The sequence below is a fragment of the Arthrobacter sp. DualSoilB13 genome (assembly GCF_055389195.1).
This window is the reverse complement of sequence record NZ_AP035865.1, coordinates 970411-986057: the sequence shown is the minus strand read 5'-3', so window position 1 is coordinate 986057 and position 15647 is coordinate 970411. Positions and strand designations below refer to the sequence as shown.

General features: G+C 63.5%; 14 protein-coding genes and 2 riboswitches. Of the genes, 6 read left to right on the top strand and 8 right to left on the bottom strand.

Annotated features, from left to right (window positions below; translation table 11 throughout):
- Positions 1 to 145: 145 nt before the first annotated feature.
- From ACZ5J0_RS04730 to ACZ5J0_RS04715, 4 genes are all read right to left on the bottom strand, one after another.
- Positions 146 to 931, bottom strand: a complete 786-nt coding sequence (locus tag ACZ5J0_RS04730) for an NlpC/P60 family protein (protein WP_464094284.1) — start codon at positions 929 to 931, stop codon at positions 146 to 148.
- 98 nt (positions 932 to 1029) lie between these two features.
- On the bottom strand, positions 1030 to 1773 hold the full coding sequence (locus ACZ5J0_RS04725; protein ID WP_238703480.1) for a C40 family peptidase: 744 nt from the start codon (positions 1771 to 1773) through the stop codon (positions 1030 to 1032).
- A gap of 4 nt (positions 1774 to 1777) precedes the next feature.
- A riboswitch (cyclic di-AMP (ydaO/yuaA leader) is annotated at positions 1778 to 1939 on the bottom strand.
- 145 nt (positions 1940 to 2084) lie between these two features.
- Positions 2085 to 2921 carry a M23 family metallopeptidase gene (locus ACZ5J0_RS04720; protein ID WP_142940085.1) on the bottom strand — a complete coding sequence of 279 codons (837 nt, stop codon included), beginning with the start codon at positions 2919 to 2921 and terminating at the stop codon, positions 2085 to 2087.
- Between the two features lie 4 nt (positions 2922 to 2925).
- A riboswitch (cyclic di-AMP (ydaO/yuaA leader) is annotated at positions 2926 to 3137 on the bottom strand.
- Positions 3138 to 3348: 211 nt separating this feature from the next.
- Complete coding sequence (locus ACZ5J0_RS04715; protein ID WP_142940086.1) at positions 3349 to 4044, bottom strand: metal-dependent transcriptional regulator; 696 nt, start codon at positions 4042 to 4044, stop codon at positions 3349 to 3351.
- Between the two features lie 293 nt (positions 4045 to 4337).
- Between ACZ5J0_RS04715 and serC the strand changes: the two genes are divergently transcribed.
- Positions 4338 to 5468: a phosphoserine transaminase gene (serC, locus tag ACZ5J0_RS04710; protein WP_166841597.1), complete on the top strand. Its 1131-nt coding sequence runs from the start codon at positions 4338 to 4340 to the stop codon at positions 5466 to 5468.
- An 81-nt stretch (positions 5469 to 5549) separates the two neighbouring features.
- Here the strand turns inward: serC and ACZ5J0_RS04705 are convergent, their stop codons facing one another.
- From ACZ5J0_RS04705 to ACZ5J0_RS04695, 3 genes are read right to left on the bottom strand one after another with little or no spacing between them, the layout of a single operon-like run.
- Complete coding sequence (locus ACZ5J0_RS04705; protein WP_142940088.1) at positions 5550 to 6857, bottom strand: MFS transporter; 1308 nt, start codon at positions 6855 to 6857, stop codon at positions 5550 to 5552.
- Between the two features lie 43 nt (positions 6858 to 6900).
- Positions 6901 to 7461: a DUF3027 domain-containing protein gene (locus ACZ5J0_RS04700; RefSeq protein ID WP_142940089.1), complete on the bottom strand. Its 561-nt coding sequence runs from the start codon at positions 7459 to 7461 to the stop codon at positions 6901 to 6903.
- 7 nt (positions 7462 to 7468) lie between these two features.
- Entirely contained in the window at positions 7469 to 7852 is a 384-nt protein-coding gene (locus ACZ5J0_RS04695) for a cold-shock protein (protein ID WP_026543217.1), read from the bottom strand.
- Between the two features lie 260 nt (positions 7853 to 8112).
- Here ACZ5J0_RS04695 and ACZ5J0_RS04690 point away from each other — a divergent pair, with 260 nt between their 5' ends.
- The 5 genes from ACZ5J0_RS04690 (at position 8113) to ACZ5J0_RS04670 (ending at position 15332) form a co-directional block, all read left to right on the top strand.
- Positions 8113 to 8328: a hypothetical protein gene (locus ACZ5J0_RS04690; protein WP_142940090.1), complete on the top strand. Its 216-nt coding sequence runs from the start codon at positions 8113 to 8115 to the stop codon at positions 8326 to 8328.
- 53 nt (positions 8329 to 8381) lie between these two features.
- Positions 8382 to 10847, top strand: a complete 2466-nt coding sequence (locus ACZ5J0_RS04685) for a helicase-associated domain-containing protein (protein WP_464094283.1) — start codon at positions 8382 to 8384, stop codon at positions 10845 to 10847.
- A 13-nt stretch (positions 10848 to 10860) separates the two neighbouring features.
- Entirely contained in the window at positions 10861 to 12519 is a 1659-nt protein-coding gene (locus tag ACZ5J0_RS04680) for a DNA repair helicase XPB (RefSeq protein WP_166841601.1), read from the top strand.
- 209 nt (positions 12520 to 12728) lie between these two features.
- The gene (locus tag ACZ5J0_RS04675) at positions 12729 to 13202 is read left to right on the top strand and encodes a hypothetical protein (RefSeq protein ID WP_142940093.1); all 474 of its coding nucleotides are present in this window, start codon (positions 12729 to 12731) and stop codon (positions 13200 to 13202) included.
- Between the two features lie 12 nt (positions 13203 to 13214).
- The gene (locus ACZ5J0_RS04670) at positions 13215 to 15332 is read left to right on the top strand and encodes a multicopper oxidase family protein (RefSeq protein WP_464094282.1); all 2118 of its coding nucleotides are present in this window, start codon (positions 13215 to 13217) and stop codon (positions 15330 to 15332) included.
- 42 nt (positions 15333 to 15374) lie between these two features.
- On the opposite strand, the gene ACZ5J0_RS04665 is transcribed toward ACZ5J0_RS04670, so the two are convergent.
- Positions 15375 to 15596 carry a hypothetical protein gene (locus ACZ5J0_RS04665; RefSeq protein WP_142940095.1) on the bottom strand — a complete coding sequence of 74 codons (222 nt, stop codon included), beginning with the start codon at positions 15594 to 15596 and terminating at the stop codon, positions 15375 to 15377.
- Positions 15597 to 15647: the final 51 nt, after the last annotated feature.

The following is a 15647-nucleotide window of genomic DNA, read 5'->3' as shown; positions in this document are numbered from 1 at the left end:
GATCGACAACATAAGGGTAAGCACTTATATGCCGTATCAACGAATTTTTCTGTCGTTTCGCTCACAGTGTCGGCAAGAGTTCATGCGCGGTTAAAGCAGAACACCCCGCCGGCCGGAGCCTGCGGGGTGTTCTGAAGAAAGTGAATCAGCCGTTGACGCGGATGAAAACCGGGCCGGAACCGACGTTGACGCTGAACAGTGCCGTGGTGGATCCGTTCCATCCACCGTGAACTGCCTGGCCGTTGCCCACGTATACAGCGATGTGCGCCTGTCCGGCCAAACCACCGTTTGCGTAGTAGGCGAGGTCGCCGGGCTGGGCTTCTGCTGCACTGACCGTGCGGCCCAAGGAGAGGTAACCTGCAGGCCAGTCGTGGAAGTTGATTCCCACGGCTGCAAGGGAGTTGGTGACCAGCATGGTGCAGTCCTGGGTGACGCCGAGCTGGGCGTAAGCAGCTGCAGCGATGGCTGCGCCGAGTCCGCTGGAAGCCGCCGGAGCTGCTGGAGCGGGGGTTGAGTTGCTGACGGCCACGGTGGCGTTGGCTGCAGGAGCGGCCTTGGCGGCAACCGCAGGTACTTCCTTGGCTTCAACCTTGGCCGGCGCTTCTTCCACCACAACGGGAGCCGGAGCTTCCACGGTGGTGACCACGGGACGCTCGTAAGAGATAGCCACAGTGGAGTCGGCCGCGATGGTGGCCTGCGCTACGGACTGGACGTCCAATGTGGACGTGGAGGTCGACTCACGATCAACGTTGGTCTCGGCTGCGTTGGCCGCGATGCCGCTGGTCAGGACCAGGCCTGAAGCTGCGGCGATCACTGCTGCCTGGCGGCCAACGCCGGCGGCGTTGGAGCTGACAGCTTTGGCAATGACGGCAAGCGAGCTGGTCTTGGGGGCCTCAGCGCGGTGCCGTGCAAGCTTGTTTGCACTGGTCATGATTTTCTCTTTTCGTATCCGAGCGCCGTTGGGTGCACACGGGTAGCGGGTAGGACCGGCATTGCGGGCATGCCGGCCCACCCCGAGCCGGATTGTTTCTAGCGGAGGGTGTAGAACGAGGAGGTGCCGGTGGACGCTACGGAGTGCAGCAGCGTTCCCTGGCCGGGGTTCAAAGCGCTGATCATCATGCCATTGCCGACGTAGATGCCCACATGGGCTCCGCCGTTCTGCATGACGAGGTCGCCGGGAGAAGGAGTGCTGGTGGGCGTCATAGCCGTCCAGGCGTTCACGCGGGGGATGCTGATGCCTGCCTGGGCGTAGACCCACTGGGTGAAGCCGGAGCAGTCCCAGCCGTTAGGTGTTGTTCCGCCCCAAACGTACGGGGAGCCGATGCCGGTGTAGGCAATAGCAGCAAGGCCGGAAGCAGCTGCGCTGGCAGCCGGGTCCTTGGCCTCGGAGGACTTCGCCGTCACGGCTTCAGGGGCTTCGTCCGTGGTGGCCGTTGCTCGTTCGGTAACCTGCGCTGCGCGCTGGACTACCTTGGGGGCTTCCTTGGTGGCCACGGTGGGGCTCTCGAAGGAAACGGTGGCTGTTGGCTCTGCGGTAACCACTGCCGTTACAACCAGCTGCTGGGTGCTGGAGGCTTCAGTCTTGGAAACATCGGCGTCGGCTGCCTGTGCGGGCAATCCGACGGTGAGGACGAGGCCTGAGGCTGCGGCCAGAACGATGGCCTGACGGCTCATGGTTCCGGCGTTGGTGGATACAGCCTTGGAAAGCGTGTTCAACGGGTTCGTGCGAACCGTTTGGGCGCGATGGCGCGCAGGGGTAGTGCGTGATGACACGTAGGTAGCCTCTCCCAATGCCTGCGAGGTGAGCTGTCGGATTCGGATGGGAGTCATCCGGCCGCGCCGCTTCCAAGGAAGATTTGCGACTTAACCCCAAGGCCTTCTCACGAAGACCAGAAGTGGTTCCCCCGCCCCTGCCAGACGATTTATGCGAACGGACCTTGAGAGGTGGCAGAGCTAGGCAATCCACTCAAGTGCACCGGCCCCCTAAAAAGCCGATGCGCTCTGTACGCTACAACAGTTGAACGCAAATGTCACATTCAGGTCACGGGGTGTCCCGCACATGCGAGAGGCGACCATCAGATTGGTTAGAGCCAGCCCATGGGGTCTACGACTTCACCGTTGACCTGAACCTCGAAGTGGAGGTGGCAGCCGGTTGAAGCGCCCGTGGTGCCGCTCAGCGCGACGGTATCGCCACGGTTGACGGTTTGTCCCACCTGGACGGTGAAGGACGACAGGTGGTTGTACGTGGTCTCGAGGCCGTTGCCGTGGTCGATCACCACACGGTTGCCTCCGCCATATTCGTGCCATCCGGCGAAAGTGACCTTGCCGGTTGCCGCTGCGTGGACAGCGGTGCCGCACTGGGCAACGAAGTCCTGGCCCCGGTGGAAGTCACCGGCGCCGCCCGTGAGGGGGCTGATGCGGTAGCCGAAGGGCGATGCCGTGGTAAGCGTGTCAAGGGGGCTGGCCATGGTGCCAACGGATGATGCGCGCTGGATGCTTCCGGCCGACTGGGCGCTGAGCAGTTGCTTCAACTTCCCATCGGGGTCAGCGGCAGTGGCGACTGCGGCTCGGCTGAAGTCGATCTTCGCCGACGCGGCCGCGGAAACCTCGGGCTGGCTGCCCGCGGGGGCTGCGACGGCGAGGGCGGACTCGGTCTGGCCCGATTCCGAGGTGGCCATGACCGGGCTGGTGGCCGGCAGGCCGACAGTCAGGGCAAGCCCGGTGGCGGCAAGCGCAACACCGGCCTTCTGCCCGACGCCGCTGGCAGCGGCGAAGTCGGCAACCTGGCGCAGGGGGCTCTTACGGCGGCGCACTTGACGCTCGGTGGCGCGGGGCCGGATCTCCGTGACGACGGTGGCTGGCCGCAGCTCAGCAGCGGGGCCGGACGCGCGGCGGCGACCCCTGACGTTCTGCGATGTCAAACTCTGTTCCTCTCTCAAAAGCCTGCGAAGTTAGCTGTCGGATTCGGGTCAGAGAGTACAAAGACCCGGTCCGCGCGAGGCGCTCACGGCACACAGGTATCCCAAGAGGGACTTGTATACGTGGGCACTTCTGCTGCGGACTTCACCCCAAGGCTGCTTCTTTAGACAGCCGCTTGTGGTTCCCCCGCCTCTGCCAGTGGTGGGTGACACACCTGATCCGCTGGCAGAGCTCGGCTCCGGATCAGGTAACGCTTTGGTATCAGCGCTAGTAAATAACTATAGGGGATTAAGGCCTTCGGTAATAAATTCGTTATCAACAGGATCGGGCTCAGAGCGAGAAGCCCTTATCACTATTTTCGGAAAACCGCAGGTCACGCACGCTAAAAAGTGACAGAAGTGAGGTTTGACACGGCGCTGCCGGCGACACTCAGTTGAGGGATACGAAGACGTGCGCGGCCACCTCGGGCGGCAGCTCCAAAGCGCCTTCGATGCCCGGAACACGGACGGAGATGTACTCGCCGACGCGCTCCAGCGAGACACTTGCGCCGGGACGGATTCCGCCTTCGTCCAATTGGGTCAGGAGCTCCGGCTCAACCTGGATGGGCTCCGCGAGGCGGCTGACCACCACGCGGGTAGCGGCGGCATATCCGTCCATTGCCTGGAGCAGGTTGACATCCAGCCGAGGGAAGGGCTGGCTGGCAAGGCCGCCAAGCGCTTCAAGTCCGGGGATGGGGTTGCCGTAGGGAGACTCCGTGGGGTGTTCCAAGAGCTCGTAGAGCCGACGCTCCACACGCTCGCTCATGACGTGCTCCCAGCGGCACGCTTCATCATGGACGTAGGCCCAATCGAGCCCAATGACGTCGGCCAGCAGGCGCTCCGCGAGGCGGTGCTTGCGCATGACTTCGGTGGCGCGCTTCCGGCCCGCTTCCGTCAGTTCCAGGTGGCGGTCGTTGGACACAATCACCAGGCCATCGCGCTCCATGCGTCCGATGGTCTGGGAAACAGTGGGGCCGGAGTGCCGCAGGCGCTCGGCGATGCGGGCCCGCAGGGCCACAATGTTTTCTTCTTCAAGCTCCAAAATGGTCCGAAGATACATCTCAGTGGTATCGATCAGATCCGTCATCCAGCTCAGCTCTCCTCGAACGCAGTTCCTTGCGTAATCTCCACCGTACCGCGTCCCTGGCAAGGGCGGACGGTGTGCACCGCCGCCCCCGGAACGCCAACCCCCAGCCTAGCTTATTTGGAATTACTCTGGATAATTCCGGTCGCATTCGGTGGGACCGCATTCCACGTGGCGGACTATGACGGTGGCAGGTTCCTGAGGCCGGGCCGTGTCAGGCAGAATTGGGGTGTCGAAGGGGCAGTTGATGCCCCATGCCACCTCCCATCTCTAGCCGACACCCATTGGAGCGCCACGTGAGCGACAACAGCATCACCATTCCCGCCGACCTTCTGCCCAAGGACGGACGCTTCGGCGCTGGACCGTCCAAGGTTCGCCCGGAACAGATCGAGGCGTTGTCTGCAGCATCGTCCACCATCCTGGGTACCTCCCACCGCCAGGCTCCAGTCAAGAACCTGGTGGGTTCGGTCCGTGAAGGACTCAGCCAGTTCTTCCGCGCTCCGGAAGGTTACGAGGTTGTCCTCGGCGTAGGCGGCTCAACGGCGTTCTGGGATGTGGCGGCGTTTGGCCTGGTGGAGAAGAAGGCACAGCACTTGTCCTTCGGTGAGTTCGGTTCCAAGTTCGCTGCCGCCACCAACAAGGCACCCTTCCTCGATGCTTCCTCCATCATCAAGGCCGAACCCGGAACCCGCCCGGTGGCACAGGCCGAAGCCGGCGTTGACGTCTACGCTTGGCCCCAGAATGAAACGTCAACGGGCGTGGCTGCGCCCGTCAAACGCGTCCAGGGTGCTGATGAAGGCTCCCTCGTCCTGGTGGATGCCACCTCGGCGGCCGGCGGGCTGGACGTTGACGTTGCCGAATCGGACGTCTACTACTTCGCCCCGCAAAAGAACTTCGCCTCCGACGGCGGCCTCTGGCTGGGCCTCTTCTCCCCCGCAGCCCTGGAGCGTGCTGCACGCATCAAGGCCAGCGACCGCTGGATCCCGGACTTCCTGGACCTGCAGACGGCCATTGATAACTCCAAGCTGAACCAGACCTACAACACCCCGTCGCTCTCCACCCTGGTGACCCTGGACGCACAGGTGCAGTGGCTCAACAGCAACGGCGGCCTGGACTTCGCCAGCAAGCGCACGGCAGATTCTGCCAACCGCATCTACTCCTGGGCTGAGGCCTCCGAGTACGCCACGCCTTTCGTCGCAAACGCCGAGGACCGCTCCAACGTCATCGCCACCATCGACTTTGACGACTCCATTGACGCCGCGGCCATCGCCAAGGTCCTGCGCGCCAACGGCGTGGTGGACACCGAACCGTACCGTAAGCTCGGCCGCAACCAGCTCCGCATCGCCACCTTCGTCGCCATCGAGCCGGACGACGTTTCCGCGCTGCTCGCCAGCATCGACTACGTGGTGGGAGAACTGAAGAAGTAGCACCACGGGCTTTGGCCGGCGTCGTGCGGGTAGCTCCCGTACGGCGCCGCTGCCATTTAAGCCGCCGCCATTTAAGGTGCGCTACCCGCCCTGCCTGCTTGCGCCGTCGTCGTCCGTATCCGGAGGGGCAAGCAGCGACTCCACCCGGAAGTGCCGCAGTCCGCGGGCCCGGCGGTCAAAACGGAGCCGCAGTTGTTTCGCACGGATGATCCACAGCAAACCCACGACGGCGGTGCTGACGCCGGCAACCGCGGCGACGCCCACGGCCCACCGTGGGCCACCGACGTTGGCCACCAACCCCACCAGCGGTGCCCCGATGGGGGTGCCGCCCATGAAGATGGCCATGTAGAGGGACATGACCCGCCCGCGCATCACGGCTTCCGTGGTGGATTGAACGTAGCCGTTGGCGCTGGTGATAAGGGTCAGGGCGAAGAGTCCGCACGGAATCAGGGCGAGCCCGAACAGCACGGCGTTGGGTGCCAATGCGGCCAGGGCGCTGGCAAGTCCGAACCCGCCGGCGGCCCCGAAGATCAACCTGAGGCGCGGCCTGCCTCGCCGGGCGGCCAACAGCGCACCGGTCACCGAGCCAATGGCCATGACCGAGTTCAAGGCCCCAAAGGCACCCGCATCCATGCCGAATTGGGTGCCCACCATGGCTGCGATGAACAGGGGGAAATTGAGCCCGAACGTGCCCACGATGAAGATCGCCACCAGGACCACCTGGATGTCGGGCCTGTTCCTGACATACTGCAATCCCTCCCTGATCCGCCCCTTGCCCGCGGCTGCCCGGGGTTGACTGCGGAGTGAGGACGCAGGAATAAGTTTCAGTGCCCACAGCATGGCAACGAAAGACACCGTGTTGATGAGGAACACCCAGCCGGGGCCCACCACCACCGTCAGAACACCGGAAACAGCGGGGCCGATCATCCGCGCCACGTTGAAGGAGGCGCTGTTGAGCGCAACCGCGTTGGGCAGGTAATCGTCGGTGACGAGTTCGGAGACGAAAGTCTGGCGGACGGGGGCGTCCACGGCAGTGACTATTCCAAGCATGAGGGCAAAGAGGTAGACGTGCCAGAGTTCAGCGACGCCCAGCAGTACCAACACGCCCAGGCCCGTACTGAGGAGGGCCATGGCCACCAAGGTGATGAGCAGGAGCTTCCGCCGGCTGTAACGATCGGCCAGCAGCCCCGCCCACGGAGCAAGGAAAAGCTGGGGACCGAGTTGGAGTGCCAGGGTAATGCCCATGGCCCCGGCGTCGTGCGCGGTCAAGTGGTCAAAGACCAACCAGTCCTGCGCCGTCCGCTGCATCCAGGTGCCGATGTTGGAGATCAGCGCACCGAAGAACCAGATGCGGTAGTTGAGGATTCCGAGTGACCTAAAGGTGGACATCAGCGTCCGCCTTCACTGTGGTCACCCCGGGTTTCCGCAATGCCTATTCAGCCCCGGTTTCGTCGTCGTCTTCAGCGTCGTCGGAATCCTCGGCTGCCTCGGTGGCCTCGTCTTCTGCGGCCTGCACGGACTCCTCCGTGACGTCCTCAACAGTCTCTTCCACCAACGGCGTCTCATCCTCGGGACGGACGCGCTTGGCCCACGGCACCCACTCCGGGGCCAGGATGGAATCCTCTGAGGGCAGCAAACCGAGCTCGCTCACCGTTACCACCTTGGAGCGGGAGTTCCGGGTGAGCACGGCGTACCACTGCCAGCCGCCGTAGCCGGCGAGGCGGGACTCGAACAGGTGGGTCACCACACGGTCGCCCTCCGACTTGGCGCCAAGGTGCGCCCCCACTTCACCCGGGCTGGCGATGCCTTCAACTGCAACACGAGCAGCATCGACGGCGGCAGCCAGAAACGCGTCAGGCTTGCCGGTGCGCCACACGGGTAACCCGGTGCGCGGTTTGGCCGCGACAGGCTTCCGCGCGGGGGCTTCCCCGTTTCCAGGAGCCTGGGCAGCTTCAGGGCCGGCCTTGGTGTCCTGTGCGGATTCCGAAGTCATGGCGGTCCTAAGCTTCCAGCTCGTCGGCAACCTTGCGCAGGGCCAGGCTGATGGCCTTTGCCTTGTTGCCGTCGGGGTACTTGCCTGAAGACAAGGAGCCGGAGAGGTTATCCAGTACCGTCACCAGGTCCTGCACCATGGGTGCAAGGTCCTTGGCGTTCATGCGCTTGGCTTTGGCGATGGACGGCGTTTTCTCCAGGACGCGCAGTCCCAGCGCCTGGGCGCCACGGCGGCCGTCGGCAACGCCGAACTCCACCCGGGTTCCGGCCTTGAGCTCAGTTACGCCCGCGGGCAGGGACGTTTTGGGCAGGAATACTTCCTGCCCGTCTTCTGCCGCGAGGAATCCGAAGCCTTTTTCCTTGTCATACCACTTGACCTTGCCGGTAGGCACGTAATCAACCTTCTTCGTTCTTGCTTTGGGAGACACGTCGGGCCAATCACCGCATCCGCAGGGATCTGCGGGATCGAGGGTGACAGCCCGGTCCGTGCTGGTCTGTTCCTTCAAGGTTATCCTGCCGGACCCCCTATTCCCGCTTTGCCGCGACCACGCAGCACCGGAACAAGACACAGGCAGTACGCGAACAGGACAAGAGCGGCAACAATGGTGCAGACAGAAGTCCCCGCTGCGGCCTAACTGCTAGCGTTGTGCCCATGACTTTCCCGGGTTACCGCCGCCCCCTCATGATCATCGCCGCCGTCATTGCAGTCCTCTCCCTGGCCGCAGTGGGCACGGTCATGGCTGTGGCTTTTAATGAGGGAGTTGCGCCGGTGTGGGTAACCTGGACGGCACTTTACGGACTGCCCGTGGCCTTCATGCTCGGCATATTCCTGGTAGTTGACTCCGTTCGCCAGCGGCGCCGGCAATAACCTGCGCCCCCGCTGACAGGCACCAGCGGCCCCGTAGCGGTAACGTTGGATTGATGTCCCTTATTCGCGCGCTCAGCAAGGAATTGGAAGCGCGCAGCGACGATTCGCTGCGGGCCTTGTTTGCCGCGCGGCCGGACCTGATCTCCCCCATGGCGCCCGACTTTGCGGCCCTGGCTGCGAGGGCGAGCGCCCGGGTCAGTGTCCAACGGGCCCTGGAACGCCTGAACAAACCGGAAATGCAGGTGCTGGAGACGCTGCACCTGTGTACCAATGCCGATACCGGCCACAGTATTTCCGCGGCCGGGCTGAAGAAGGTCATTGCCGGTTCCACCCTTTCGGCACTGGATCCCATCCTCGCAAAGCTGCAGGAACTGGCACTGGTCCACAGGGCGGATCCGCCCACCGGGTCACCAGCAACCTCGTCCCGTCAGCGCTTTTATCTTCCGGTGGGCAGCCTCAAGGACGTGATCGGCATCTACCCGGCGGGACTCGGGCGCAGCTACACCGAACTTGTCCGGTTACAACCGGCCTTTGCCCAGCGGGTAGTGCAGTTGGTGGCCGAGCTTCATCAAAGCGGCGCGGGCATCCACCCCGCCAGCACTCCCATGGACGCTGCGTTGGCATTGCAACGCTGGACATCCACCCCTGAGAACCTGCGCGCCATCCTGGCGACGGCGCCGGAGCGGACTGTGGGCTTGTTGGACAAATTCGGCAGCTGGGCCATGGGCGCAGTGCCCCAAGCGCAGCGCCGGGCCTCGGTCACCCACGAAAGTCACGACGTCGGCCCTATCGACTGGCTGTTGGCCCGCGGTTTGCTGGTCCCCCTGGATGCCGGCCACGTGGAGCTGCCCCACAGCGTGGGTCTTGCGTTGCGCGGAGGTGCGATCGTGGACGACTTCACGCTGACGCCACCTGTTCCGGAACTCGGCCATACCAGTGCTGCCCTGCGACGGAATGCGGCCATGGGGGCGATCGCGGAAATCCTGCGGCTGACTGCTGAGCTGTTGTTCGCGGTGCGGGAACAACCCCTGGCTACGCTGCGAAGCGGCGGTGTGGGTGTGCGCGAGTTGCGACGATTGGCCGAATCCATCCGCTTGGGTGTCCATGAAACGGCCGTCCTCCTGGAGTTGTGCGCCATGGCGGGATTGCTCCGTTTGGACGTGGACAGTTCCACGTGGGTCCAGCCGCCATCGCTCGAATGGCTCAACCTTCCCCGGCAGGAACAGTGGTTGTGGCTGGTCAATGCCTGGCTGGCCAGCGAGAGGGCACCTTCCCTGGTGGGGCAGCCCCTCACCGGCCCGACGTCGTCGGCCGCCCATCAAGGCACGGCCGGTACCACCATCAACGCTTTGTCCGCGGAAGCGCAACGGCCCGACGCCCCTGTTGTTCGCCGTCGGGTCCTTGAAATTCTCAATGAGCTCACAGCCGAAGCGGCCGCACCGGATGGCAAAGCGCCTGTTTTGGACGCCAGGGCTGTACTGCAGCGGGCCGAGTGGTCCCAGCCGCGGATGTCCCGCCGGTTCAGTTCACTGGTCCGAGGCATCCTTGAGGAAGCCACGCTTCTGGGCCTGATGGGATCAGGGGCGTTAACCCAATTGGGTGCGGCCATTGCCGATGCCCAGCCGGAAAAAGCCCTGACCATCCTTGGTGAGCATTTACCGGCCGCCGTGAACCATATTCTCCTCCAAGCCGATCTCACAGCAGTGGCGCCCGGGTACCTCGCGCCGGAGCTGGGCGATACGCTGCTGCTGATGGCCGACGCCGAGGGCCAGGGTCCGGCGTCGATCTACCGGTTCTCGGCCACCTCCATCCGGAGGGCCTTGGACGCCGGACAGGATGCGGAATCTCTGTTGGCGTTCCTCCGTGAGCATTCGGCCACGGACGTGCCCCAACCTTTGGAGTACCTTATCCAGGACACCGCTTCCCGGCACGGCCGCCTCCGAATCGGAACGAGTGCCAGCTTCATCCAGAGCGACGACGAGACCGCCATTACCGATCTTCTCCGCGAAGCCCGGACGTCGGCTTTGAGCTTGGTGCGCATCGCACCCACTGTCCTGACCTCCTCTGCCAGCCCGCGAGAGACTGCGCGCGTCCTTCGCGAGCTGGGACTATCGCCTGCAGTGCAGGAGGCCGAGACCGCCGTCGTGCGTTTCAAGCGAACCACGGCGCTGCCTGGCAGCGCCCGTCCGGTCTACACTGCGCCCCGAACGGCTCCGCCGGAGGACGACGTGGAGGCACAGCTTTCGGTGCTGCGCCAACACCGTGCCGTCCCGGCCGAAACCACCGGCGAGGCGTCCACCCAGCTCGGCCTGGAGACCCTGCAAACGGCTATCCGGCTCAAACAGGCGGTCACCATGAACGTGGTGGACAGCTTGGGGAATGCCAACACTGAAACCGTTGTTCCAGTATCTGTCTCAGGTGGGCGTGTGAGGGTGTTCGATCCCGCCAAGGACACCGAACGGGTGTTGTCCATCCACCGGATCATCGATGTGGAACCCGCAGGAGAGCTGCGCTCATGAAAAGGACTCAACAGTGACCGACGGTCCGCTGATCGTACAAAGTGACAAGACCATCCTCTTGGAAGTCGATCACGAGCTCGCCACCGAGGCCCGGCATGCAATCGCCGCCTTCGCCGAGTTGGAGCGCGCCCCGGAACACATGCACAGCTACCGGCTGACGCCGCTGGGTCTCTGGAACGCCCGGGCTGCAGGGCTGGATGCGGAGCAGGTGCTCGATACCCTCCTGAAGTACTCCCGTTTTCCTGTCCCGCACTCCCTGCTGATCGATATCGAAGAGACCATGTCCCGCTACGGCCGGCTACGGCTTGAAAAGGACGCCCAGCACGGACTGGTGATGCGCACCGATGACTACCCTGTGCTGGAGGAAGTCATCCGTGCAAAAAAGATTGCTCCCCTGCTGGGGCCCAGGATCGACGGCGAAACCGTGGTGGTGCACTCTTCCCAGCGCGGACAGTTGAAGCAGCTGCTCCTCAAACTGGGCTGGCCCGCGGAGGACCTGGCCGGCTACGTCGACGGGCAACCGCACCTCATCATGCTGGACGAAAGCGGCTGGCAGCTGCGCCCTTATCAGAAGTTGGCCACGGAGAACTTCTGGGCCGGCGGCAGCGGCGTCGTCGTGCTTCCCTGCGGTGCGGGAAAGACGCTGGTAGGCGCAGCAGCGATGGCTACATCCTCCACCACCACGCTCATCCTGGTCACCAATACCGTCTCCGCCCGGCAGTGGAAGGACGAACTGCTCAAGCGGACATCACTGACCGAAGACGAAATCGGCGAATACTCCGGTGCAATCAAGGAAGTCCGGCCGGTCACCATTGCCACCTACCAGGTCCTCACCACCAAGCGCGGTGGACTCTATCCGCACCTGGAACTCGTGGACGGGCACGACTGGGGACTCATTATCTATGACGAAGTCCACCTGCTGCCCGCCCCGATTTTCCGGATGACCGCCGACCTCCAGGCACGGCGTCGGCTAGGCCTCACAGCAACGCTGGTGCGGGAGGATGGGCGCGAAGGCGAGGTCTTCAGCCTGATCGGTCCCAAACGTTACGACGCACCATGGAAGGACATCGAGGCGCAGGGTTACATCGCGCCCGCCGACTGTGTTGAAGTCCGGGTAGACCTCCCCCGCGACGAACGGGTGGCCTATGCGATGGCCGACGATGCCGACAAATACCGGCTCTGCGCCACCTCGGAAACCAAAACCACACTGGTTGAAGAGCTCGTGGCAGTCCACAAGGGTGAACAGTTGCTGGTGATCGGCCAATACATTGACCAACTGGACGAGATCGCCGAGCGGTTGGACGCTCCCCTGATCAAGGGCGAAACCAGCGTCAAGGCACGGCAGAAGCTTTTTGATGCTTTCCGCAAAGGTGAGATTCACACGTTGGTGGTGTCCAAGGTGGCCAACTTCTCCATCGACCTGCCTGAGGCGTCGGTCGCCATCCAGGTCTCAGGTTCCTTTGGCTCACGGCAGGAAGAAGCCCAACGGTTGGGACGCCTCCTGCGTCCCAAGCAAGATGGCCGCGCAGCCCGGTTCTACTCCTTGGTTGCACGGGACACGCTGGACCAGGATTTCGCGGCAAAGCGCCAAAGGTTCCTGGCTGAGCAGGGCTACGCCTACAGAATCATGGACGCCAAAGACGTGGGCAAGGACGTTGGGCAGGAGCAGTAGGAAGCCAGCCGGAACAATGTTTCCCACGCCTCTTGCTATTCATTTCCATCAACTTTACGATTCCTAGAGAAGCTCTCCGCCCTTAATGGTTGCCCCTGGTCCAGGCAGCCTGGCGGCCAGCCATCGGCGGTGGGGGAAGCCCGCAGCCAGGGAGCCGATGGTTCGAAGGCCTTGAAGAATCTGTGAATTGATTACCAGAGGATTCCCCAATGCGTAAAGCCCTCTTGGTCCTCTCCGCGATTGTCCTGCTGTCAGCACTCGCACAGCTGTTCTTCGCCGGATACTTCCACTTCCAAAACACCATCGAAGCCCAGCGTGAAGCCGGCGTCTACCATGCCGTGAACGGCCAATATGTGCTTCGGTACTCAGCTTTGCTGGCCGCGATCGTAGCAGCCATTGCCAAAGCGGGATCCCGTACTATCTGGCTGGCGGCAGGTATTTTCCTGCTGACATGGCTTCAGCTGATCATCTTTATTGTCGGCGGCATGTTGACCGGATCCTCCCCGGAGTTCATCACTCCTTCGGGCTCGTGGGTGGTTTCCATCCACCCGATCGTGGGCGCGATGATGATCTTCATGTCCTATTGGTTGTTCAAGCGCGCACAAGCTGCCGCCCTCAACCCTCAACCCTTGCCTCCCAAGGCTGCATCTTCGGATGCTTCCACGTCCCCCAGCACAGCCTAAGCACCGGCAGCTGTGAACACCTCGCAGCTGCTGGCAGTAGATCTGCTGCTGTCTTTCGTGTCGGCCGGCGCCTGGATCGGCGCGGCGTGGATGAGCGCGTCCTTGAAGGACAAGTCCCGCCGGACTGACCTTGCATTGCTCCTATTGGGTACAGCCGTCGCAGTGACAGTGGGACGGTACGCATTGCTTCCCGCTTTGGTGGCGGGCAGTTGGTGGTTTGCCAGCGAACGCATAACCATCAACGTGCCTCTGACCGCCATCCCCGCGGCTTGGGCCGCGGCGGCCGGTGTTCCGTTCTTGCTGAGGAGGCGGAACACCGGCTCCAAACCTGTCACACCAGATCCTGGACGATCCCGCGAATGGGCCGTCCTGGCCATAGTGGCTGCTGCCGCTTCCGCCGTGGCATCGCTGGCGCTGACGTTCGTCCTGGGGCCATTCCCCTCACTTTGGAGCCTAGCGGTGGTGCTGTTCATGGTGGCGGCATCTGTGCTGACCGCAAAGCTCGCACTGTTTCCTCAGACAGGACAGGTCGCACCTCGGTCCGGCGCGGCTCCCGGCGGCGGCGCTTCTGCCGTTGTCCGGCGGCCGACGGCGGCTGCCGCGGTGGCCGGGCTTATGATCTGTACCGCTTTGGGATCGGGGGTCTTTGCCTGGCTTGGGAGCCGGTCGGTGGACGGCGCCACCATCACCGCCGCCGTCGGTCATCACGGCGGTGCTGGCGTTGCGGTGAAGGATCCGACGCCGGTGACCAGCCTGGTGGGCGATGCCTTCGCGGACGCTGTGGTCCGGCGCTACGAACTGACGGCGCGAATGGAACAGGTAACGCTTCCATCCGGACAGACCACGGAGGCCTGGACGTATGGCAGCCTCCCCGGGCCGGCCTTGGAAGCCCAACTGGGAGAAGTGATGGAGGTGGTGCTCCATAACCGCGATGTGGCTGCGGGGGTGACGTTGCACTGGCACGGGTACGACGTCCCCAACGCCATGGACGGGGTGGCAGGGGCTACCCAGAACGCCGTCATGCCCGGAGGGTCCATGACGTATCGCTTCGCCGCCGCCCAAACCGGCACCTACTGGTACCACACCCACCAGGATTCCGCCGAAGGGGTCCGCAAGGGCCTCTATGGCACGTTCGTCGTGCACCACCCCACATCCCCCCGGGCCGATACGGACATTGTGGTGGCGGGGCACGACCTCAGCGGTCTGGGGTTGCTGGGCTCCTCAGACCGCACCACCGTGCATACGGCCACACCTGGTTCGAGTGTGCGGATTCGTCTGATCAACACCGATTCCGTGCAGCAGCGGTACCTGATTCAAGGCGTGGCCTTCAAGGCCGTAGCCGTGGACGGATCCGAAGTGAACCAGCCCCAGGAAGTGACCGGCAAACTGGTACGCCTTGGCGCCGGTGGTCGGGTGGACGTCGCCTTCACCATGCCCGCCTCGCCCGTCACCGTGCGTTCGGACGCAGCAGCCAGCGCCGTCGTGGTCATTGCTCCGCCAGGTTCAGCAGACGCAGATTCCCAGGAACTGGCTCGGGAGAAGGCGCCGGCAGGGGTCTTCACCACCACGCCGGTGCTCGACCTTCTGGAATATGGCAAACCGCTGGATAGGGTCGAACCGCTGGATGGGGTCGAACCGCTGGGTGGGGTCGAACCGCTGGATAGGAGCCGTGATGGCTCGGGGCCCGTCGGTCCCATCACGCGGGAAGAAGTGATGGTGCTGGACCGGCAATTCCGATTTGTCGACGGGATTCCCCGGTACGCCTTCACCGTGAACGGGGCAGCGTATCCGCTGGTTCCGTCCATTGAAGTGGCTGAGGGCGACACCGTGAAAGTGACGGTAGTGAACCGCACCTCAGAGCCACATCCGATGCACCCGCACGGTCACCACGTGCAGGTCCTCAGCAGGAACGGTGTGGTCCCCAGCGGGTCACCACTCAACCTGGACACCGTGGACGTGCTGCCGGGCGAAGTGTGGGAACTACTACTCCATGCTGACAACCCTGGGATCTGGATAGATCATTGCCACAATCTGGACCACGCTGCCGAAGGAATGATGATGCTTCTGAAGTACCAAGGCGTGTCATCGCCGTTCGTGCACGGCGGCCAATCACACAACCGGCCTGAGTAAACGGACGGCCTGAGTAAACGGACGGCCTGAGAGGGGTGAACCTTAGGCGACCATTCTGCTGGTGACCTCAATCTTTACGTGATCCACCACGGCCCAGCCGTCCTCATCGCGGAGTTGGGCACTGGCGAACCGTTCGGCTGCGGCCAGGTCGTCAAAATCCTCGCGCCTAATACGGCCCGAATCGGTATCCAGATACGTCACATGGAACTCGACGTCCCTGGTGCGGTTCTGGTGGATGCTTGCGGGAGCTGCTGTGTTTGCCATGTTTTAAGTGTGGAACGGGGCACTGACATTATAGGAAGCATCCGCAGGCGT

Bases quoted from the DNA above. Each gene is read 5' to 3' on its own strand.
- ACZ5J0_RS04675 (WP_142940093.1), top strand. From the start codon at position 12,729: ATGCGTAAAGCCCTCTTGGTCCTCTCCGCGATTGTCCTGCTGTCAGCA.
- ACZ5J0_RS04715 (WP_142940086.1), bottom strand. From the start codon at position 4,044: ATGACGGATCTGATCGATACCACTGAGATGTATCTTCGGACCATTTTG.
- ACZ5J0_RS04700 (WP_142940089.1), bottom strand. From the start codon at position 7,461: ATGACTTCGGAATCCGCACAGGACACCAAGGCCGGCCCTGAAGCTGCC.
- ACZ5J0_RS04685 (WP_464094283.1), top strand. From the start codon at position 8,382: ATGTCCCTTATTCGCGCGCTCAGCAAGGAATTGGAAGCGCGCAGCGAC.
- ACZ5J0_RS04730 (WP_464094284.1), bottom strand. From the start codon at position 931: ATGACCAGTGCAAACAAGCTTGCACGGCACCGCGCTGAGGCCCCCAAG.
- ACZ5J0_RS04705 (WP_142940088.1), bottom strand. From the start codon at position 6,857: ATGTCCACCTTTAGGTCACTCGGAATCCTCAACTACCGCATCTGGTTC.
- ACZ5J0_RS04665 (WP_142940095.1), bottom strand. From the start codon at position 15,596: ATGGCAAACACAGCAGCTCCCGCAAGCATCCACCAGAACCGCACCAGG.
- ACZ5J0_RS04690 (WP_142940090.1), top strand. From the start codon at position 8,113: ATGACTTTCCCGGGTTACCGCCGCCCCCTCATGATCATCGCCGCCGTC.